The organism is Kitasatospora sp. NPDC002522 (genome assembly GCF_053595195.1).
In genome coordinates this window covers 18,712-39,529 of the sequence record NZ_JBSFXE010000001.1, presented here as the reverse complement: position 1 = coordinate 39,529, position 20,818 = coordinate 18,712, and the positions used below count along the sequence as shown (strand labels likewise).

The window sequence follows — 20,818 nt, the reverse complement described above, 5'->3', positions numbered from 1 at the left end:
CCCCGCCGCCCTCGCCGAATCCCCCATTTTCCGTGCTCAGCGGAACGTTCGGGGCGGCGATTTCACGGTTTCTCCTCGAAGACCTGTGCGGAAGGTTCACAATGCGCGCATGACTGCCGAGGAGCGGGCCGCCCAGGACGACCAGGAACCCGGCCCGTTGAGCATCTTCGACCGCGACGACGACGCCGACCCCGGTACGGAGGACGACCCCGTCGAGGCCGAGCCGACCGGTGCTCGCCGGCGCGGTCGGCGGCTGCTGGTCTGGACGCTCGCGGTGCTCCTGGTGCTGTTCGGCGCGGGCTTCGGCCTCCTGGTGTGGACCGCCGACCACTACGCCTCCTCGGTGGCCCGGATCCCGAACGCCTTCCCGAGCGTCCCCGCCTCGGCCCAGCCGCCGCCGGTCCCGCACGCCGGGCAGACCTTCCTGCTGGTCGGCCTGGACGCCCGGGCCGACCAGCCCACCACCGGCCAGAACGCCAAGGCCCCGGCCTGGCAGGTCGGCGCGCAGCGCAGCGACACCATGATGCTGATGCACATCTCGGCGGACCGGAAGTCGGTCACGGTGGTCTCGATCCCGCGCGACACCCTGGTGCCGATCCCCGGCCACGGGAAGTCGAAGATCAACGCCGCCTACTCGTGGGGCGGCCCGGCGCTGATGGTGCAGACCGTCCAGGACCTCACCAAGATCCGCATCGACCACGTCGCGGTGATCGACTGGAACGGCTTCCGCGCCCTCACCGACGCGATCGGCGGCGTGGACATCACCATCCCGCGCACCATCGAGGCCAAGGGCGACGCCCGCGAGTGGCTGGCCGGCACCCACCACATGGACGGCGCCGAGGCCCTGCTGTACGTCCGCGAGCGGCACGGCCTGCCCAACGGCGACCTGGACCGCACCAAGCGGCAGCAGAACTTCCTGCGCGCCCTGATGCTGCAGACCATGAACTCCGGCACGCTCTCCAGCCCGGCCAGGCTGACCGGCCTGCTGCAGTCGGTCGGCGACGTGGTCAGCGTGGACGACCGGCTCTCCAACACCGACCTCTACGACCTGGCGTGGAGCCTGCGCGCGGTGCGCCCGGACGGCGTGCACTTCATGAACGCGCCGTTCGGCGGCTTCGACACCGTCGACGGCCAGTCGGTGGTGCTGATGGACGACTCCTCGGCGGTCCTGCTCTGGGAGGCGATGCGGAACGACAAGATGGACGACTACCTCGCCCAACACCGCACCACCGCCGACACGTTGGGCGACAGCGTGCGCTGAGCGGCGCGCGCGATCATAGGATGACCGCCAGTTAACGGTAACTAACCGAGGGGCGGGCACATGGCGGGCAACTCCGGGGCGGACTTCGACCTCTACCGGCTGAGCGAGGAGCACGAGATGCTCCGGGAGTCGGTGCGTTCACTGGCGGAGGCGAAGATCGCCCCGTTCGCGGCCGACGTGGACGAGCAGGCGCGCTTCCCCACCGAGGCACTCGAGGCGCTGCGGGCCAACGACCTGCACGCGGTGCACGTGCCGGAGGAGTACGGCGGCGCGGGGGCGGACGCGCTGGCGACGGTGATCGTGATCGAGGAGCTGGCCCGGGTGTGCGCCACCTCCTCGCTGATCCCGGCGGTGAACAAGCTGGGTTCGCTGCCGGTGCAGCTGTCCGGCTCGGAGGAGCTGAAGACCCGTTACCTGGGCGCGCTGGCCCGCGGCGAGGGCATGTTCTCCTACTGCCTGTCCGAGCCGGAGGCCGGCTCCGACGCGGCGGGGATGAAGACCCGCGCGGTGCGCGACGGCGACTTCTGGGTGCTGAACGGCGTCAAGCGCTGGATCACCAACGCCGGGTTCTCCGAGTTCTACACCGTCATGGCCGTCACCGACCCGGAGCTGCGCTCCAAGGGCATCTCGGCCTTCGTGGTGGAGAAGGGCGACGAGGGCCTGTCGTTCGGTGCCCCCGAGAAGAAGCTCGGCGTCAAGGGCTCGCCCACCCGTGAGGTGTACTTCGACAACGTCCGCATCCCGGCCGACCGGATGATCGGCGCCGAGGGCACCGGCTTCGCCACCGCGATGAAGACCCTCGACCACACCCGCGTCACGATCGCCGCGCAGGCGATCGGCATCGCGCAGGGCGCGCTCGACTACGCCAAGGGCTACGTCAAGGAGCGCAAGCAGTTCGGCAAGGCGATCGCCGAGTTCCAGGGCGTCCAGTTCATGCTCGCCGACATGGCGATGAAGCTGGAGGCCGCCCGGCAGCTCACCTACGCGGCCGCCGCGAAGTCCCAGCGCACCGACTCCGACCTGACCTTCTTCGGCGCGGCGGCGAAGTGCTTCGCCTCCGACGCGGCGATGGAGATCACCACCGACGCGGTGCAGCTGCTCGGCGGCTACGGCTACACCCGCGACTACCCGGTCGAGCGGATGATGCGCGACGCCAAGATCACCCAGATCTACGAGGGCACCAACCAGGTCCAGCGCATCGTCATGGCCCGCAACCTGCCGTAACCGCGGCCCGGATCTCGGCGGGGGTCGCCTCCTTCCGGGCGAACCCCCGCCCGCTGCGGGCTACTTGGTGTCCGGAACGGCCGTGTCGTTCTTCAGGGCGTCGAACACCAGCTTGGACTTGGCCGGGTCCCACTTCACCGCGGACTCGCCGGTCGGGGTGTGGAAGTCCGGGTTGCCGATCGGCACCGTGATGGTCTTGCCGCTCCCGGCGGTCACGCCCTTCATGGCGAGGAACATCGAGCCCAGGTCGGTCAGCCCGGCGTCGTCGTCGACGATCAGGGTGTCCAGGCCGGCCGAGGCCATCGGGTAGAAGGTGAACGGGTTGAGCAGGGTGGCCGGCGAGGCCGCCTGCTTGGCCAGCGCGCCGAGGAACTTCTGCTGGTTGCGCATCCGGCCCAGGTCCTGGTCGGCCATCTGGTGCCGCTGCCGGACGAAGGCCAGCGACTGCGAGCCGGTCAGGGTCTGGCAGCCGGCCTTCAGGTCCAGGCCGGAGTCCTTGTCCTTGATCGGCTGGTCGATGCACATGTCGACGCCGCCGACCGCGTCCACCAGGCCGACGAAGCCCGCGAACCCGATCTCCGCGTAGTGGTCGATCCGCAGGCCGGTGTTGGTCTCCACGGTCTGCACCAGCAGCCGCCCGCCGCCGGTGTTGAAGGCCGCGTTGATCTTCCGGGTGGCGGCCGGCACGGTCTTGCCGCTGCCCGCGGTGTCCTGGTGGGCCGGGATCTGCACCCAGGAGTCGCGCGGGATCGACATCAGGGTGTTCCCGTTGTCGCCGACGTGCAGGATCATCATCGAGTCGCTGCGCTTGCCCTCGGCCGAGCCGGTGTGCAGTTGGTCCTCCTGCGCGTCGGTCAGGCCGTTGCGGCTGTCCGAGCCGACGATCAGCCAGTTGGTGCCCTTGCCCGCCGGCGGACGGCCCTGGTAGTCGGCCAGCACGTTCTCGTGGTTGAGCTTGCCGTCCGCCCAGAAGTACGTCCCGATGCCGGTCGCCAGCAGCGCCCCGACCAGGCCGAGCGCCACCAGCCCGGCGATCTTCTTCCGCGAGCGGCGCTTCGGCGCCGGCCCCGGCGCACCGGCCGGCTCCGGCCCGGAGCCGAACGGCGGCTGACCGGCCGGCGGCTGCCCGAACGGAGGCCGGCCCTGCGGCGGCTGTTGGCCGTACGGCGGCGTACCGCCCGGGCCGTCCTGGCGGTACGGCGGCTGACCGGCCGGCGCACCGTACGCGGGCTGCGCGGGGCGGGACAGCGGGATGCCCGCGCCGCGCGGGTTCAGCGACGGCGGCAGCGGGGGCTCGGCGGGCGCGCCGCCCTGGCCCCGTGCCGCGTCGTCCTGACCGTACGAGCCGCCCCCCGGGCGCTCCTGCCACGTGTTCATGGGGGAAGGATGCCCGAAGCCGGGGCCGCGCAGTGATCCACCGGCCCCCGCGGAGCCCCTTGTGGCCGTTTTGATGCAGGGTGCGGACGCTTCCGCGGACTGTTCACCGGAATGTCGTCCGGACCGCCCGCCGGACGGGTGCGGACCGTCCCGGCGGAGCGGATGTGCCGTGCGGCTCACCAGGCGGGATCGCCTTGACCGGCCGAAACCGGGGGTGCTTCGATGGCGCGCATGGAGCAGCGCGAGGTCCTCACCCGTCGACGGCACGTCGACCACGGCCGGGTGTCCTGCTCGCTGTGTCGCGGCTGACCGCCACCGCCGCGCCTCACCCCGGCGAGCCCGCGCCCTCGCCACCCCCTTCTTCCGGCACCGCCGTGCCGTTCGTCCCGAGGTGACTCCATGGCCGTGATCCTGTCCGTCTCCGGTTCCCCGTCCGCGACCTCCCGCACCACCCGGCTGCTGCGCCACGTCGACGCCCGGCTCGCCGCGCACGGCCACCGGGTGCTGCCGCTCGACGCCCGCGCCCTGCCCGCCGAGGCACTGCTGGCCGCGGACGTCTCCGACCCCGCGATAGCCCGCGCCGTCGAACTCTTCGAGCGGGCCGACGGGGTGGTGATCGGCACCCCGGTCTACAAGGCCGCCTACTCGGGGCTGCTGAAGGTCCTGCTCGACCTGCTCCCGCAGTACGCGCTGCGCGGCAAGACGGTGCTCCCGCTGGCCACCGGCGGCAGCCCCGCGCACGTGCTGGCGGTGGACTACGCGCTCCGGCCGGTGCTCGCCTCGATGGGCGCCGAGCACGTCACCCAGGGCTGGTTCGTGCTCGACCGGCACATCCTGGTGCGCGAGGACGGCGGCACCGAACTGGAGCGGGAGACCGACGTCCTGCTCACCCCGGTGGTGGACGCCTTCGCCGCCGCGCTGGCCCGCCACCCGGAACTCGCCACCACCGCCTGACGTTCCGTCACCGTACGGTCTCCGCCTCGGGGTCCGGACCCTCACTCCGCCCGCGCGGACCCCTAGGGGGGGAGGGCCCGGACCCCGGAGCATTTCCCCGTGACCGGGTTACGACCGGTGGAGGACGACCGCGCGCGCGAGGGCCCCTAGCGTGGAGCCATCCCCTCAGCCCCACCCGTGATGGTGGTGCTGGCACCACCCCGAAGACGGATGCCTGCTGGATTCCGCCACGGGGGGAGCGCCCGGAAGGCTTGGGGGCGACGGGTGGACACCATCACGAGGAGAATCCAGTGACCACGGCAGCGAGCGCCGCGCACACTTCACACATCACCGGGCAGGCCGACGCGGCCGCCCGGGCCCGACTGGTGACCAAGGCGTACGGCGCGGGGGAGACCAGGGTCACCGCCCTGGACGCGGTGAGCGTGGACATCGAGCGCGGCCGGTTCACCGCGATCATGGGTCCTTCAGGCTCCGGCAAGTCGACCCTGATGCACTGTCTGGCCGGCCTCGACACCGTCACCGAGGGGCGGATCTGGATCGGCGACACCGAGATCACCGGGCTGCGCGACAAGCAGCTCACCCGGTTGCGCCGCGACAAGATCGGCTTCATCTTCCAGGCCTTCAACCTGCTGCCCACCCTGTCGGCGCTGGAGAACATCACGCTGCCGATGGACATCGCCGGCCGCAAGCCCGACCAGGCCTGGCTGGAGCAGGTGATCGACACCGTCGGCCTGGCCGGCCGCCTCAAGCACCGCCCCTCCCAGCTCTCCGGCGGCCAGCAGCAGCGCGTCGCGGTGGCCCGCGCGCTGGCCGCCCGCCCCGAGATCATCTTCGGTGACGAGCCCACCGGAAACCTCGACTCCCGGTCCGGCGCCGAGGTGCTCACCTTCCTGCGCCGCTCGGTCGACGAACTCGGCCAGACCATCGTGATGGTGACGCACGACCCGGGCGCCGCCGGGTACGCGGACCGGGTGCTCTTCCTGGCCGACGGCGCGCTCGTCGACGAGATGCACAACCCGACCGCCGACTCCGTCCTCGAGCGCATGCGCCGCTTCGACGGCAAGCGCACCAGCTGAGACGGGAGCGGAATCCGATGCTGCTCAAGACCTCGCTGCGGAGCTTCTTCGCCCACAAGTGGCGCCTAGTGCTCTCCCTGCTCGCCGTGGTGCTCTCGGTCGCCTTCGTGGCCGGCACCCTGGTCTTCTACAACACCGCCACCGGCACCTTCGACCGCCTGTTCGCCGCCACCGCCTCCGACCTGTCGGTGCAGAAGGCCGCCGACGAACTGGCCGACCACCGCGGCTCCGACCAGATCCCCACCATCCCGGTGGAGACCCGGGACAAGCTGGCCGCCGAGCCCGGCGTCAAGGCCGCGCTCGGCCAGGTGATGACCTCCAGCGCCACCCTGGTCGACCCGGCCACCAACAAGGTGGTCGGCCCCACCAGCGGCGCCCCCACCCTCACCGGCAACTGGACCGACACCCCGCGCACCTCGGTCGACATCACCTCCGGGCACGTCCCGCAGGGCTCCGACCAGATCGTGCTGGACGCCGACACCGCCAAGAAGTCCGGCCTCGGCCTCGGCAAGAAGCTCCGCATCATCACCGAGACCGGCAACTACGACTTCACCATCTCCGGCATCGCCACCTTCCGCACCACCAACCCCGGCGCGGCGCTGGCCTTCCTGGACACCCCCACCGCCCAGCGCGTCCTGCTCGGCAGCACCGCCTTCACCTCGGTCGAGGTGTTCGGTGACGGCAGCCGTACCAACGAGCAGCTGAAGACCGCCGCACTGGCCGACCTCGGCAGCGGCTTCCAGGGCAAGACCGCCGCCGAGCAGAAGGACGAGAACAACAAGGACGTCGGCTCCTTCCTCGGCTTCATGAGCTACGCGATGCTCGGCTTCGCGGTGCTCTCGGCCGGCGTCGGCGGCTTCCTGATCTTCAACACCTTCTCCATGCTGGTCACCCAGCGCACCCGCGAGATCGGCCTGCTGCGCGCCATCGGCGGCAGCCGCGCCCAGGTCAACGGCTCGGTGCTGACGGAGGGTCTGCTGCTCGGCGGCATCGGCTCCACCCTCGGCATCGGCGCCGGCCTCGGCCTCGCGGTCGCCCTGATCCAGCTGATGAAGGCCGCCGGCATGAACCTGGACGCCTCCGCGCTGGAGGTCAACTGGGTGGTCCCGGTGGTCTCCTACGCGGTCGGCGTGCCGGTCACCCTGCTCGCCGCCTTCATCCCGGCCCGCCGGGCCGGCAAGATCACGCCGATGGCCGCGCTGCTCGACCACGCCGCCCCGGCCGAGCCGCGGGCCAACCGGATCCGCACCGTGCTCGGCACCCTCATCACCGGGCTCGGCGCCGCCGCCCTGGTGCTGGCCGGCACCGCCGGCAGCGCCTCCGCCGGCGGCCTGCTGATCGGCCTCGGCGTGCTCACCACCCTGGTCGGCGCGGTGGTCCTCGGCCCGCTGCTCGCCGCCGGCCTGATCCGCCTGCTCGGCGGCCTGCTGCCCGCGCTGTTCGGCCCGGCCGGCCGGCTCGCCCAGCGGAACGTGATGCGCAACCCGCGGCGCACCGGCTCCACCGCCGCCGCCCTGATGGTCGGCCTCGCCGTGGTGGTCGGCGCCTCGGTGGTCACCTCCTCGATGGTCACCTCCGCCACCGCGCAGATCGACAAGACCGTCGGCGCCGACTACGTGGTCGACGGCCAGCGGGCCGGCCTCAGCCCGGCTGCGGTCGACGTGGTCAAGCACGCCAAGGGCATCGACCACATCACCGAGCAGCGGAACATCCCGGCCGCCCTCACCACCGCGGACGGCGGGCGCACGCTGACCTCGCTGGCCGCCGTCGACCCCGGCTTCACGCACGACTTCCGGGTCGTCCTCACCGCCGGCCGGATGGAGGACGCACTGGCCGACGGCGGCGTCTCGATCGACCAGAAGTTCGCCGAGGAGCGCAAGCTCGCGCTCGGCGACCGGATCACCGCCGACTACGGCCAGGGCCGCACCCAGCCGCTCAAGGTCGCCAGCATCCGGAAGACCGGCGGACTGTTCGACGGCGCCCTGATCGTCGGCACCGGCACCCTCTCCACCGCCCTCGGCGGCCAACTCCCGCCCGACGCCGGGCTGTACCTCACCGCCGCGGCCGGCTCCGACAAGGCCGCCGTCCTCGCCGACCTGCAGAAGTCCCTGGAGGCCTACCCGCAGCTCAGCATCAAGGACCAGGCCGGCTACAAGGACATGATCAAGTCCAGCGTCAACCAGCTGCTGTACATGGTCTACGGCCTGCTCGGCCTGACGATCGTGGTCGCCGTCCTCGGCGTGGTCAACACCCTGGCCCTGTCGGTCGTCGAGCGCACCCGCGAGATCGGCCTGCTGCGCGCCATCGGCCTCTCCCGTCGCCAGCTGCGCCGCGTGGTCCGGCTCGAATCGGTGGTCATCGCCCTGTTCGGCGCCGTCGTCGGCACCGCCCTCGGCCTGGCCTGGGGCATCACCGCCCGCTCGGTCCTCGCCGACTTCGGCCTCACCGACCTGGCCATCCCCACCGGCACCATCGGCTCCATCCTGGTCGGCTCCGTGGTCATCGGCCTGATCGCCGCCCTCATCCCGGCGTTCCGCGCCGCCCGGATGAACATCCTGGCGGCCATCGCCACCGACTGACGCCCCGTCAATCCGCCCACCGAGCCCGCCCGGAGCCCCCAAGGCCCCGGGCGGGCCCGTTCGTCGACGGCCCCCGCCGCCGGGCTGCGAGAATTCGGGGCATGTCAGACATGGCGTCACCACCGCTGCCCGCCGCGCCCGGACTCACCCTGGCCGCCGCCGACCAGTGGCGGGCCGCCCGGGTGTGGCGGCGGCTGGAGAGCAGATGGCTGGCCCTGCTGCCTGGCGGAACGTTCGTGCTCGCGGCGGCGGCCGACGACCCGCTGCCGCGCAGCTGCGACGTGCTGGACGCCTGCGCGGTGTCGCTCGGCGAGACGGTCGCCGTGGCGCTGGTGCTGGTCGAGGCGCTGGTGCTGCTGGCCCGGCCACGCGGCAGCGCGCTGGTCCCCGCCGTGGTCGGCCTGCTGCTGTGGTTCCTGCCCGACGCGCTGCCCGGCACCGCCGTCCGCCTCGCCGTCACCGGCGCGCACCTGGCGGTCGCGGCCGCACTGCACCGGGTCGCCGCCGGCCGCCGCCGCGCCCGCACCCAGCTCGCCGCGCTGATGGGCCCGCCGGTGCCCTACCCGTGGACCCTGCTCGACCAGGAAGCCCCGCTCGGCCCGGCCGGCCGCCCGACCGCCCGGCGCACCCTCGCCGCCGTGCTCGGCCTGCTCGCCGTCCTCGCCCTCGGCACCGGCCTGTACCGGATGCACGACAGCGACACCCGCTCCGCCACCGCCGACGAGGTCCGAGCCACCGTCCGGGCCGTCCACGACGACGGGCTCAGCGCCACCGTCGACTACCAACTCCCCAGCGGCGGACAGCGGTTCACCACCACCGTGGACATCTGGTGGGACTGGACCCCGGCCGTCGGCGATCGGATCGCCCTGCTCGCCGACGACACCGGCTGGACCCGGGTGGCCGGCGACCCGTACGACCCCACCCCCTGGTGGCTCGCCGCCGGCGCCGGCGGCGCGGCCGCCGCCCTGCTGCTCGGCTCCGCCCACCGCACCGACCGCTCCCGCCGCGCCCCCGCCGACCGCGCCCCCGCACTGCGCGTCCGGGTCCGCCCCGACGGCGGCGGCCACCTGATGGTCCACCCCGTCGACGGCGGAGACCGCGAACCCGGCCTGTGGCGGCTGCCCGCCCGCGGCACCGCCCACTTCGCCCCCGAGGACGAGGACGGCCCCGCCGAGTGGCTCCCCGGCCCGCAGCCCGGCGAGGAACCCGACGCCCGCACCCCCGCCGAAGCCGCCCACGCCCTCGCCCTCGCCGACCGCCCGGTCGACGCCCTGCTCTACCACGGCCCCGACGCCGGACACCGCCAACTCCTCGTCTACGCCCCGCCGGAGCCGTACGCCGCCTGGCACGCCGGACTCTCCGTCGACTACCCCGCCACCTCCCGGCTGCGCCACCGCAAGCGCCGCTACCGCGAGGAGCACCTCGCCGTCCCCGCGCTCGCCGCCCGGATGCTGGAGCAGGACCCCGAGACGGACGGGCCGCCCGAACCGACCCAGGTCCACGGCATGCCCGCGGCGCTGCGCCGGCCGGCGGGACCGCTGGCCGCGCTGCTGCTCGGTGCGGCGGTCACCCTGCTGGGCACGGACGGGCTGCTGGACGGCCTGGTGAAGCCGCTGCTGCTGTCCCCCCTGGTGGTCGCCGCCACCGGCGCGTTCGGCTGGCAGCTCGCCGTCGACCGCGACGGCATCGCCCTGGCCGGGGCGCTCACCGTCCACCGCATCCCCTGGCAGCACCTCACCGCCGCCGCCGTCCACCGCGGACGCTTCACCCTGCAGACCACCGACAGCCGCCAACTCGGCTTCACCGCATGGCCCGGCCAAGCCCTCCACAGCCACCTCGGCGGCCCCTACAGCCCCGCAGCCGCCGCCCGCACCATCACCCTCCTCACCCACCGCCCCGAACGCCGCCCCCGCACCCTGCTCGGTGCCGACGCCATCGGTGGGACCTTGCTGCTCAACCGGCTGGCGTTGGTGGGCTACCTGGCCTTTGTGGTGGGGAGGTACGCCTTCGGCGGGTGAATGCGGATGAACGGGAGCCTCGAATGCCGCCGCCGCATCCTGCTCGGTGCCGACGCCGTGGGCGGGACCTTGCTGCTCAACCGGCTGGCGCTGGCGGGCTACGTGGCTTTCGTGGTGGGGAGGTACGCCATCGGCGGGTAGGACGGCCGCGGCAGGCGCCTCGGGGTCGTGCCCCTCAGGACGGACAGGTGATCTCGGTGCCGGTCTCCGCGGTGACCGCTGGGGCGGGGGCGGCCGTCGCGGGTGCGGGCCTGGCGGGGGAGGGGCTGCTGCCGGCGAGGCCGTGGTAGCCGGTGCCCGCGACGACCTGGAACGTGGCGCCCAGGTTCGGCGCGGCCACCAGCTCGGCATCGGGAAGCGCCGCGGCCAGCGTCTTCGCGGACTCGTCCCACCGCGGGTCGTACCGGATCACGGTCCGCGCGGCGGCCGCCCCGCCGCCGGGGGCGTTGGACGGGGTGCCGGTGGTGGCGAAGCCGGCCTTGCGGAGGTCGGCGTCGACCCGGAAGCCGAGCCCCTGGACGCCCGCGCCGTTCAGCACCTGGACCCGGACCTCCCCCGGAGGAATCGTTCCGGCAACCGCGGCGGCCGTGACGGCCGGGGAAGGAGCGGCCGCCGTGAGCGGTCGCCCGCCCCGCACCGCGTCGAACAGCGCCTTGGCGCCCTTCTCGTCCCACCGCACCGTCGACCCCCACCCCGGCACCTGGTGGTCCAGGTCGGCGAGCGGGACCGTCGTGAAGTCCGCGTTGGCCGCCGAGAGGTCCTTCAACCGGGTGGCGAAGTCGAGGAGTTCGGCGTTGCCCAGGTCCTTGTCGACCTTGACCGAGCGGAGCACGGTGTCCAGCACGCCGGTGAGCTTGGCCGGGTTGAGCAGGGTGTCGCCGGAGCCGGCCTGGTGCAGCAGCTGGGCGATGAACTTCTGCTGGCGGTGCATCCGGCCTAGGTCCGCCGAGCCGTCGACGTGCCGGGCCCGGACGTAGCGCAGGGCGCCCGCGCCGTCGAGGCGGGTGGTGCCGGCGGGCAGGTCGAGGCCCGAGTAGTCGTCCTTGAGCGGCTTGGGAGTGCAGACCGAGACGCCGCCGAGCGCGTCCACGGTGGAGACGAAGGCGAGGAAGTTCACCTGGACGTAGTGGTCGATCCGCAGGCCGGTGTTCTGCTCGACGGTGCGCACGGCGAGCGGCGCCCCGCCCATCCCGTAGGCGGCGTTGATCTTCCCCTTGGCCGCCGGGACCTGCCTGCCGGTGGCCTGGTCCTGGTGCGCGGGGATGTCGACGTAGGAGTCGCGGGGGATGGAGACCACGGTGGCCCGGCCGCGGTCGGCGGAGAGCTGGACGATCATCATGGTGTCGGTGCAGTGGCAGGACTCCCCGCCGGCGTGCAGCACGTCCTTGAGGGTGGCCTCGGGGATGCCCTCCCGGTCGTCCGTTCCGACCACCAGGAAGGTGGTGGCACCGTCGTCGGCCGGGCGGTCCGAACCGCCGCCGATCGCGTCGACCCGGCCGATCGAGGAGCCGACGCCGTGCAGCACCGCCCAGCCGGCGCACGAGGTGGCCAGGATGGAGAACGAGACGGTGCCCGCCGCCCACCGGCCCCAGCGGCGGCCCTTCGCCTGCGAACCCCGCCGGTCCGGCGTCCGCGGCCGGGGTGGTGCGGACAGGCGGTCGGACGGGTGCTGGGTGGGCATCTTCCGGATGGTAGGCGGGCGGGCCGCGGTCGCCCGGTCGGCGCGCCGAACGGGTGCCGACCCCGTCTGACAAGGGGCGGGCCGCGCCGGTACGCTCGGGCACGATGAACACCAAGGCTGCTGAGGAGCTGCCGGCGGTCTCCGTGATCATGCCGGTGCTCAACGAGGAACGTCACCTCCGCACCGCCGTCCGCCGAATCCTGGAACAGGAGTACGGCGGCGAGTTGGAGGTGGTGATCGCGCTCGGTCCGTCCACCGACGAGACCGACCGGATCGCCGCCGAACTGGTCGCCGAGGACCCCCGGGTGCGCACCGTCCCGAACCCGACGGGCCGCACCCCGGCGGGGTTGAACGCGGCGATCCGGGCCAGCCGCCACCCGATCGTGGTGCGGGTGGACGGGCACGGCCTGCTCACCCCGGGCTACATCACCACCGCGGTCCGGCTGCTGGAGGAGATGGGCGCGGCCAACGTCGGCGGCATCATGCACGCCGAGGGCGAGACCGAGTGGGAGCGCGCGGTGGCCGCCGCGATGACCTCCAAGATCGGCGTCGGCAACGCGGCGTTCCACACCGGCGGCCTGGCCGGCCCGGCCGACACCGTCTACCTGGGCGCGTTCCGCCGCGAGGTGCTGGCCGAACAGGGCGGCTACAACGAGGAGTTCATCCGCGCCCAGGACTGGGAGCTGAACTACCGGATCCGGCAGAACGGCGGCCTGGTCTGGTTCACCCCGCAGCTGCGGGTGACCTACCGGCCGCGCCCGAGCCTGCGCGCGCTGGCCAAGCAGTACAAGGACTACGGCCGCTGGCGCCGGGTGGTGACCCGCTACCACCGCGGCTCGGTCAACCTGCGCTACCTGGCCCCGCCGGCCGCGTTCTGCGGCGTGCTCGGCGGCCTGCTGCTCGGCCTGCTCAGCCCGCTCTTCCTGCTGCTGCCCTCCGCCTACCTGCTGGCGATCTTCGGCGGCAGCCTGGTCGAGGGCCGCGGCCTGTCCGGGCGGGCCCGGCTGCTGCTGCCGGTGGCACTGGCCACCATGCACCTCAGCTGGGGCTTCGGCTTCCTCACCTCCCCGCGCCGGCTGGCCCGCCGGGTGATCGACAGCAAGCCCCCGGCGCCGATCGACCCCGTCACGGCCTGAGCGGTCGTCAGGGACGGTCCCCGGAACACCGGACGGGGGCCGTCCGCCCGCGCTAGGGTCCGGCCATGACCAGCGCCCCCCTGCCCCAGCCCGCCCGGATCGAGGCCACCGCGGACGTCGACCCGCGGGCGGTGATCGGCTCCGGCAGCACCGTCTGGCACCTCGCCCAGGTCCGCGAGGACGCCGAGATCGGCGCCGAGTGCATCATCGGCCGCGGCGCCTACGTCGGCCCGGGGGTGCGGATCGGCGACCGCGTCAAGCTGCAGAACCACGCGCTGGTGTACGAGCCCGCGGTGCTGGAGGACGGCGTCTTCGTCGGCCCGGCGGCGGTGCTCACCAACGACCTGTACCCGCGCTCGGTCGACCCGGACGGCAAACTGAAGCGCGGCGACGACTGGCACGCCCGTGGGGTGACGCTCCGTCAGGGCTGCTCGATCGGCGGCCGGGCGGTGCTGGTCGCCGGGGTGACGGTGGGCCGCTGGGCGCTGGTCGCGGCCGGTGCGGTGGTGCACCGGGACGTCCCGGACTTCGCCCTGGTCGCCGGGGTGCCCGCGCGCCGGATCAAGTGGGTCGGCCGGGCGGGCGAACCGCTGGAGCCGGCCGGCCCGGACGCCTGGCGCTGCCCGCGCACCGGCGAGCGCTACACCGAGACCGCGGGCCGCCTCGTCCCGGACGCCGAACTCGGCTGAGCGGCCGGACCGCCGGCTACTTGGCGCAGACGGCGGTGTCGTCGGCCTGCACCCGCTGCAGGTCCTTGGGGGCCTCGGTCGGGACGGCCGAGGGCTGCCCGGCGGTCCCGTTCGCGTAGTCGGCGCCCAGCACCACCAGCAGGCCGTCCTTGGCACCCAGCTTGGCGCTCTGCTGCACCGCCGTCGCGGGCAGCCCGAGGGCCGCGGCCACCGCCGCCGCCTGGTCCGCCTTCCCGGCCGGGTAGGAGACCGACGTGGCCGCCGCGGCATCGGCGTTGCTGCCCGTCGCGGCCAGCGCGAAGCCCTTGCCCTGCAGCGCGGTGACGGCCTTGCCGGCCTGCCCGGACGCCCCGCTGCCGTTGCGCACGGTGACCTTCACGCTCTTCGCGTCCACCTGCGGCACCGGTGCGGCCGGCGCGGAGGAGGACGGCGCCGCCTCCGGGGTGCTCGGCGCGGCGCCCGCCGGCTGCTCGACCGTGGTGAGCGAGCGGTCGGCGGCGATCATCCCGAACAACTGCTGGGCGTCGCCCGGCTTGAGGATCAGCCGGTTGTTGTCGGCCGGGTCGTCCAGCACCGGCACCGTGGTGAAGGTGATGTTCTTGGTGTTCACCCGGGACAGGTCCAGCGCCAGGTCCTTCAGCCCGTTGACCCCGCCGATCCCGTCGTCGATGGTGAGCGACTTGGTGGCGGCGTCCGCCAGGTTCCACAGCTTGGTCGGGCTGGTCAGGGTGTCACTGCTCTTCATCTTGCGGATCATCGAGCTGATGAACTGCTGCTGCAGCGGAATCCGCGTCAGGTCGCCGCCCAGGCCCACCGCGTGGCGGGTGCGGACGAAGGCCAGCGCCTCCTCGCCCTGCACCACGTGCCGGCCCGCCGACATCTTCAGGTGCGAGTCCGGGTCGTTGATCTCCTTCGCGGCGCACACCTCGACACCGCCGACCGCGGTCGAAAGCGTCTTCACCGCCTCGAAGTTGACCATCATGAAGTGGTCGACCCGGATCCCGGTCAGCTTCTCCACGGTCTTCCAGGTGCAGCCCGGGTCGCGGCCGTCCTGCCCCAGGCTGGTGTTGAACATCGCCCGCGCCGAGCCGGGGATCTTCTTGTCGCCGGTCTGGCACTCCGGGATCGGCACCATCAGGTCGCGCGGGATCGACATCACCGTCGCGTTGGAGCGGTCCTTCGAGACGTGGAACAGCAGCGTGGTGTCGGCGTGGCCGGTCGAGCCCTCGTCGCCGTACTCCCGGCCCAGGCCGACGCGGCTGTCGGTGCCGATCACCAGGATGTTCATCGCGTCGCCGGCGGCCTTCGGGCGCTCCGCCTCGTCGCCGATCTGGACCTTCACCGAGGCGATGTTCCGGTTGAAGTGCTGGTACGCGTAGAACGCGCCGCCACAGCCCGCCACCAGCACCAGGCCGGTCGCGCCCGCGGTCCACTTCAGCGCCCGCCGGCCGCGCTTCGCCTTCCCGCCGCGCCCGCCCTTCGCCCCGCGCCGCCGGGCGGCCCGGCCGCCCACCGCACTGGCCCCGGCCCCGGCCGGGTTCGCGGCGGCCCGGACCCGCGTCGCGCGCGGCTGCGGCTCGGCAGCCTTCGGCACGCCCGCGGTCAGGTCGAGGCGGAACTCGCCGGTCTCCGGGTCGCGCACCCACTGGTCCGCGGGGTCGACTCCGGGCGGGATCGAGTTCGCCGAGTCGCCCCGGTTCCGGTGTCCGCTGTTCATCCCGGACACCCTAGACGAGCCCGGGCCATGATCCGGGCGGGATGTGATGCCCGTCACGGTGTGACCCCGGCCGGAACGGGAACGGCGGGCCCCACCCGGTCCACCGGACCGAGCGGCACCCGCCGTCGTTCCCCACTTCCATCGCTCCAGCACTACCCGGCACCGCGGGCCGCTGGAGTCAGCCGAGACGCAGAGTCACCCGTTCGGAGTCGATCCGCTGCTGCCACTGATCATCCGTCAACTTCTCGGAGTTCCGGCACAGCACCACCGAGGCGCCCGCCGCCAGCGGCGCCAGCAGCCCCGCCTCCAGCCCCGCCCAGTCGTCGTACGACAGCGTCGACAGCACCCGGCTGCCGCTGTCCAGGCCGAGCCGCGCCGCACCCTCGCGGGCCAGCGCCACCGCCTGCTCACCCGTCAGCTTCAGTGCCAGGCCGTCCACCGCGGTCTCCAGCGCCGCCGCCTGCGGGTCCACCGGCGAGTACGGGGCGAACCGGTCGCCCTGCCCCGGCACCTCCGCCGCGTAGTCCAGGAACCCGTCCGGCCGCTGCGGGAACCGCCCGCCCAGCGGGCGCAGCGCCAGCGCCACCCGCTCCCCGGCGCACTCCTGCGCCGCCGCGAGTCCGTCCGGACCCGACACCACCAGGTCGGCGTCGGCCGGGTCACCGCCCGGTACGGCCACCACGCCGACCGACCAGCAGGCCACCAGCCACACGGCGCTCTGCCAGTGCGCGGGCAGCAGCAGTGCGGCCCGGTCCTCCGGGGCGGCGTTCAACTCGTCCTGCAACAGGTTGGCGGTCTTCGCCACCCAGTTGTCGAAGGTCTTCGCCGACAACTCCACCCGTTCACCGGTCGAGTCGTCGTAGAAGGTCACCAGAGGGCGGGACGGATCGGCATCGGCCCCGGCGCGCAGGTAGGCGTGCAGCAGCTCGGCGGGCGTGCGGGCGTCGGCAGCGAAAGGCGCAGTCGCAGTCATGGTGCGGTCCAGCCTAAGGCCTGCCCCCACCTCGACGGGAGGGTGCCCGGCCCTGCCGCGCCATCGCGGCGCGTTAGGCTCGCAAGGTCCCGACCCGCGCCCCGAGGAACGCCGCGATGTCCGCAGAGGCCCCCGAAACCCGGCAGTGGCGCCCCGGCTACCCGCTCGACCTCGGCCGCACCCTCTTCCCCCTGCAACGCGGCACCGGCGACCCCGCGTTCCGGCGCACCCCCGACCACTCCTACTGGCGCGCCTCCCGCACCCCCGACGGCCCCGGCACCCTCCGCCTGACCCCCTCCTCCGACACCCTCACCGGCACCGCCTGGGGCCCCGGCGCCGGCTGGCTGCTGGACCGCCTCCCCGCGCTGCTCGGCGCGGACGACGACCCGGCCGGCTTGGTGCTGCCGCCCGGCCCGCTGCGCGAAGCCCAACGCTCCTGCCCCGGACTGCGGTTGACCCGCACCGGCCTGGTCATGGAGTCGCTGGTTCCCGCCATCCTCGAACAGAAGGTCACCACCGGCGAGGCCTACCGCGCCTGGCGCACCCTGCTCCGCGACTACGGCACCCCCGCGCCCGGGCCCGCGGCGGACCTCGGCATGCGAGTGGCGCCGAGCGCCCGCGAGTGGTCCCTGATCCCCAGCTGGGAATGGCACAAGGCCGGTGTCGACCCCAAGCGCTCGGCCACCGTGGTCCGCGCGACGCGGCTGGCCGCGCGCCTCGAAGAAGCCTCCGCAATGCCCTCCGCCGAAGCCTTCGCCCGCCTCACCGCCGTCCCCGGCATCGGCGTCTGGACCGCCGCGGAGACCCTGCAGCGCTCCAACGGTGACGCCGACGCGGTCTCCGTCGGCGACTTCCACCTCCCCAACATCGTCGGCTGGGCCCTCGCCGGACGGCCCCGGAGCGACGACGCCCAGATGCTCACGCTGCTGGAGCCCTACCGCCCCCACCGCCACCGCCTCTGCCGCATCCTCCCCCTCACGGGCGCCCGCCCCCCGAAGTACGGCCCCCGCCTCACCCCGAACGACCACCGGGGGCGGTAACGGGGTTGTTTTTCAGGGGCTCGGGGAACGGCGAGGCGAGTGCCTGGCGGTCTCAGTCCGGCTGGGGGCCTTGGAGACCTCCATGCGCCCAGACCTCGCAGCGCCCCGGAACCCCGACCGCCACACACCCCCGCCGTTCCCCGGGCCCCTGGCTTCGCCAGCGACCCGGGCCCCTGGTGGTGCAACTACAGGACCGTCAGAAAGTCATCCGGGTCCCGTGGCTGACGTTCCTTCGGGGCGTCCGCCGGGCGGCCGATGGCGATGGCGCCCATGGGGTCCCAGTGCGGGGGGAGGGAGAGGACGTCGCGGACGGTGTCGCGGCAGAACATCGTGGAGGAGACCCATGCGGAGCCGTAGCCCTCGCCGGTGAGGGTGACCAGGAGGTTCTGGACGGCGGCGCCGATCGCGACGGTGAACATCTCGCGTTCCGCGCCGGCGCGCCGACTGTCGGGGTAGGCGTGCGAGCCGTCCATCACCAGGCAGGGGATGACCAGGGTGGGGGCGGCGCGCAGCACCTCGCCGCGGGCGGTGCGCCGGGCGATCCGTTCCGCGGACCAGCCGTCGAGTTCGCGCAGGTCGCGCCGCCAGGCGTCGAGCATGGCGTCCAGCAGGCGGGTGCGGAGGTCGGGGGACTCCAGGTGGACGAACCGCCAGGGGGTGGTGTGGTGCGGGGCGGGGGCGGTGACGGCGGCGGCGACCGCGCGGCGGACGGCGTCGGGGTCCACCGGTTCGGCGGTGAAGTGGCGGACGGTGCGCCGCAGCGTGACCGCCTCGCGGACGGCCTCGGAGGTGCCGAGGCGGAACATGTCGTCCGCGGCGGGCCGGATCAGCGGGCGGGTGCCGTCGCCGTCCTCGGCGGTGACCAGGTGCGGCAGGCCGCGGATCACGGCGACCGGGACGCCGGTGGCCTTGCCCTTCACCAGGTCGGCGGCGGCGGCGAGTTCGTCGGCGGTGGCGGTGACGGTGAGGACCAGTTCGTTGCCGTGGCTGTCGGTGCGGCCGCGGTGGTCGTCCAGGACGGGGAGGCCGGCGGCGCCGATCGCCACGTCGGTGAGGCCGTTGCGCCAGGGGCGCCCGAAGGTGTCGCTGATCACGACCGCGAGCCGTCGGCCGGTCAACTCCTGCAGGCGGGCGCGGAGTCGGCGGGCCGAGGCGTCCGGGTCCTCGGGCAGTAGCAGCAGGGTGCCCGGCGCGGTGTTGGAGGCGTCGACCCCGGCGGCGGCCATCACCAGGCCGTTGCGGTTCTCCACGATCCGGGCCCGGCCGCGGCGGGCCACCAGCCGGACCGTCTCGGCGTCGATCGCGGCGTCCCGGTCGACGCCGTGCAGCACCCGGCCCTCGGCCTTGCTGACGATCTTCGAGGTGACCACCAGGATGTCGCCGTCCTGGTACTCGCCCGCCTTGGCGAGGAGTTCCGCGAGGTCCGCGCCGGGCTCGACCTCCGGCAGCCCGTCGACCGGAACGACCGTCAGCTCGGTGCTCACTTGCGCACCGCCGCGGCCAACTCGAGTGCCGCGCGCGCCATCTCGGCGCTCGCGTCGACGTCGCGCATCAGCAGCGGCACGGCGCGGCAGGCGATGCCGGCGGCCTCCACCTCGGCGACGGCGCCGGCGTCCGAGGTGTCGACCAGCCAGCCGTCCAGCAGGCCGCCGGCCGTGCGGGCGCCGTAGTGGCGGGCGACCGCGAGGGCGCTGGTCTCCACGCCGACCGCAGCCAGCACCTTGTCGGCCATGCCGCGGACCGGGGCGCCGCCGACGATGGGGGAGAGGCCGACCACCGGGGCGGGGGTGGCGGCGAGGGCCTCGCGGATGCCGGGCACGGCGAGGATGGTGCCGATCGAGACCACCGGGTTGGACGGCGGCAGGATGACCACGTCGGCCTCGGCGATCGCCTCCAGCACGCCGGGGGCGGGCTTGGCGCTCTCCGCGCCGACCGGGATGATCGCCTCGGCGGGCACCGCCGCGTGCAGCCGCACCCAGTACTCCTGGAAGTGCACCACCCGCGGCCCGTCGGCGTCGGTGATCCGGACGTGGGTCTCCACCCGGTCGTCGCTCATCGGCAGCAGCCGCACCCCGGGCTGCCAGCGCACGCAGAGCGCCTCGGTGACGGCGCTCAACGGGTAGCCGGCGGCGAGCATCTGGCTGCGGACGATGTGGGTGGCGAAGTCCCGGTCGCCGAGCCCGAACCACTCGGGCCCGACGCCGTACGCCTTCATCTCGTCCTTGACCGACCAGGTCTCGTCCGCCCGGCCCCAGCCCTGCTCCTCGTGGATCCCGCCGCCGAGGGTGTACATCACGGTGTCCAGGTCCGGACAGACCTTCAAACCGAACAGGTGGATGTCGTCGCCGGTGTTCCCCACCACGGTGATCTCGTCACCGGGATCGACCGCCGCCCGCAAGCCGCGCAGAAACCGCGCCCCACCGATTCCACCTGCCAGTGCCGTCATTCGCATGGCCTCATCCTGCCAGCGCTACGACTCCTGGAGCTGCCGCCGCCCGGTCGGGGCCGGGTACTGGTTCATCTCGACCAGACCGGGCGTGTACAGGTGGAGTGAAACCGCGGGCTCCAGTGCTGCGTTGACCATGTCGTGGAGGTAGCCCGGAGAGAACACCCGAAGGCCGCCGGGGGCGAGCACGCGCGAGCCCTCGCCGCCGGCGGTCAGCGAGCGTTCGGTCAGTTCGCCCTGAAGGACCGTCATCACGCCGGAGGACCGGCCGTGGTCGTGGAGGCCGCTGCCCTGGCCGGGCACCCAGCTGAGCAGCCAGACCTCGTAGCCGGGGCCGGTCTCCAGCCGGGCGTACCAGCGGGTCAGCGGGTCGTAGCGGACCAGCGGCTCCCAGCGGGCGCGGTCGGCGGCGATCTCCCGGACCAGCCGGGCGTAGCCGGCCACCGTGGTGGGGTGCGCGGGCAGGTCGGTGCGGGCCAGGTGCGGGAAGGCGAGCGGGTCGCCGGCGATGGAGACGTCGCTCAGGCCGTCGGTCCAACGGGGCCGGGCGGCCACGGGGTTGCCGGCGACGGAGTCGGTCGCGGGGGAGTGGTGGAGCTTGCGGTCGCGGTTGCGCTTGCGGAGGCGGGGCATTCGCACGGCGGTGT

17 protein-coding genes are annotated in these 20,818 nt (G+C 73.7%); 10 read left to right on the top strand and 7 right to left on the bottom strand.

The features are described 5' to 3' along the window. Nucleotides 1-109 precede the first annotated feature (109 nt). Complete coding sequence (locus tag ACWD4U_RS00160) at nt 110-1,261, top strand: LCP family protein (protein ID WP_363459688.1); 1,152 nt, start codon at nt 110-112, stop codon at nt 1,259-1,261. A 60-nt stretch (nt 1,262-1,321) separates the two neighbouring features. Further along, nucleotides 1,322-2,485, top strand: a complete 1,164-nt coding sequence (locus ACWD4U_RS00155) for an acyl-CoA dehydrogenase family protein (protein ID WP_363459687.1) — start codon at nt 1,322-1,324, stop codon at nt 2,483-2,485. Between the two features lie 60 nt (nt 2,486-2,545). Here ACWD4U_RS00155 and ACWD4U_RS00150 read toward each other — a convergent pair whose 3' ends face one another. Then, nucleotides 2,546-3,862: an LCP family protein gene (locus ACWD4U_RS00150; protein ID WP_363459686.1), complete on the bottom strand. Its 1,317-nt coding sequence runs from the start codon at nt 3,860-3,862 to the stop codon at nt 2,546-2,548. 399 nt (nt 3,863-4,261) lie between these two features. Here ACWD4U_RS00150 and ssuE point away from each other — a divergent pair, with 399 nt between their 5' ends. From ssuE to ACWD4U_RS00125, 5 genes are all read left to right on the top strand, one after another. Next, the gene (gene ssuE / locus ACWD4U_RS00145; protein WP_363459685.1) at nt 4,262-4,816 is read left to right on the top strand and encodes an NADPH-dependent FMN reductase; all 555 of its coding nucleotides are present in this window, start codon (nt 4,262-4,264) and stop codon (nt 4,814-4,816) included. Between the two features lie 290 nt (nt 4,817-5,106). Continuing rightward, nucleotides 5,107-5,892, top strand: coding sequence for an ABC transporter ATP-binding protein (locus tag ACWD4U_RS00140; protein ID WP_363459684.1), 786 nt, complete (start codon nt 5,107-5,109; stop codon nt 5,890-5,892). A 17-nt stretch (nt 5,893-5,909) separates the two neighbouring features. Continuing rightward, on the top strand, nt 5,910-8,471 hold the full coding sequence (locus ACWD4U_RS00135; protein ID WP_363459683.1) for an ABC transporter permease: 2,562 nt from the start codon (nt 5,910-5,912) through the stop codon (nt 8,469-8,471). A 101-nt stretch (nt 8,472-8,572) separates the two neighbouring features. After that, nucleotides 8,573-10,489 (top strand): hypothetical protein, encoded by a 1,917-nt coding sequence (locus ACWD4U_RS00130; protein ID WP_363459682.1) that lies wholly within the window; start codon nt 8,573-8,575, stop codon nt 10,487-10,489. A gap of 6 nt (nt 10,490-10,495) precedes the next feature. Beyond that, a complete protein-coding gene (locus ACWD4U_RS00125) occupies nt 10,496-10,630 on the top strand; it encodes a hypothetical protein (protein ID WP_363459681.1) in 135 nt (44 codons plus the stop codon). Between the two features lie 34 nt (nt 10,631-10,664). Here ACWD4U_RS00125 and ACWD4U_RS00120 read toward each other — a convergent pair whose 3' ends face one another. Continuing rightward, a complete protein-coding gene (locus ACWD4U_RS00120; RefSeq protein ID WP_363459680.1) occupies nt 10,665-12,170 on the bottom strand; it encodes an LCP family protein in 1,506 nt (501 codons plus the stop codon). Between the two features lie 104 nt (nt 12,171-12,274). Here ACWD4U_RS00120 and ACWD4U_RS00115 point away from each other — a divergent pair, with 104 nt between their 5' ends. Continuing rightward, nucleotides 12,275-13,306, top strand: coding sequence for a glycosyltransferase family 2 protein (locus ACWD4U_RS00115; RefSeq protein ID WP_363459679.1), 1,032 nt, complete (start codon nt 12,275-12,277; stop codon nt 13,304-13,306). 65 nt (nt 13,307-13,371) lie between these two features. Further along, on the top strand, nt 13,372-13,995 hold the full coding sequence (locus ACWD4U_RS00110) for an acyltransferase (protein WP_363459678.1): 624 nt from the start codon (nt 13,372-13,374) through the stop codon (nt 13,993-13,995). 16 nt (nt 13,996-14,011) lie between these two features. Here ACWD4U_RS00110 and ACWD4U_RS00105 read toward each other — a convergent pair whose 3' ends face one another. Together ACWD4U_RS00105 and ACWD4U_RS00100 are read right to left on the bottom strand one after the other, a co-directional pair. Further along, a complete protein-coding gene (locus ACWD4U_RS00105; protein WP_363459677.1) occupies nt 14,012-15,712 on the bottom strand; it encodes an LCP family protein in 1,701 nt (566 codons plus the stop codon). 178 nt (nt 15,713-15,890) lie between these two features. Then, nucleotides 15,891-16,685 carry a TIGR03089 family protein gene (locus ACWD4U_RS00100; protein ID WP_363459676.1) on the bottom strand — a complete coding sequence of 265 codons (795 nt, stop codon included), beginning with the start codon at nt 16,683-16,685 and terminating at the stop codon, nt 15,891-15,893. 116 nt (nt 16,686-16,801) lie between these two features. Here ACWD4U_RS00100 and ACWD4U_RS00095 point away from each other — a divergent pair, with 116 nt between their 5' ends. Then, nucleotides 16,802-17,725, top strand: coding sequence for a DNA-3-methyladenine glycosylase family protein (locus tag ACWD4U_RS00095; RefSeq protein WP_363459675.1), 924 nt, complete (start codon nt 16,802-16,804; stop codon nt 17,723-17,725). 185 nt (nt 17,726-17,910) lie between these two features. Here the strand turns inward: ACWD4U_RS00095 and ACWD4U_RS00090 are convergent, their stop codons facing one another. Genes ACWD4U_RS00090 through ACWD4U_RS00080 form a run of 3 tightly spaced genes read right to left on the bottom strand, consistent with a single transcriptional unit; the run spans nt 17,911 to nt 20,810 of the window. Then, on the bottom strand, nt 17,911-19,209 hold the full coding sequence (locus tag ACWD4U_RS00090) for a coenzyme F420-0:L-glutamate ligase (RefSeq protein WP_363459674.1): 1,299 nt from the start codon (nt 19,207-19,209) through the stop codon (nt 17,911-17,913). Then, nucleotides 19,206-20,177: a 2-phospho-L-lactate transferase gene (gene cofD / locus ACWD4U_RS00085; protein WP_363459673.1), complete on the bottom strand. Its 972-nt coding sequence runs from the start codon at nt 20,175-20,177 to the stop codon at nt 19,206-19,208. Before cofD ends, ACWD4U_RS00090 begins: the two co-directional genes overlap by 4 nt. 18 nt (nt 20,178-20,195) lie before the next feature. Further along, entirely contained in the window at nt 20,196-20,810 is a 615-nt protein-coding gene (locus tag ACWD4U_RS00080) for a cysteine dioxygenase (protein WP_363459672.1), read from the bottom strand. Nucleotides 20,811-20,818 lie beyond the last annotated feature (8 nt).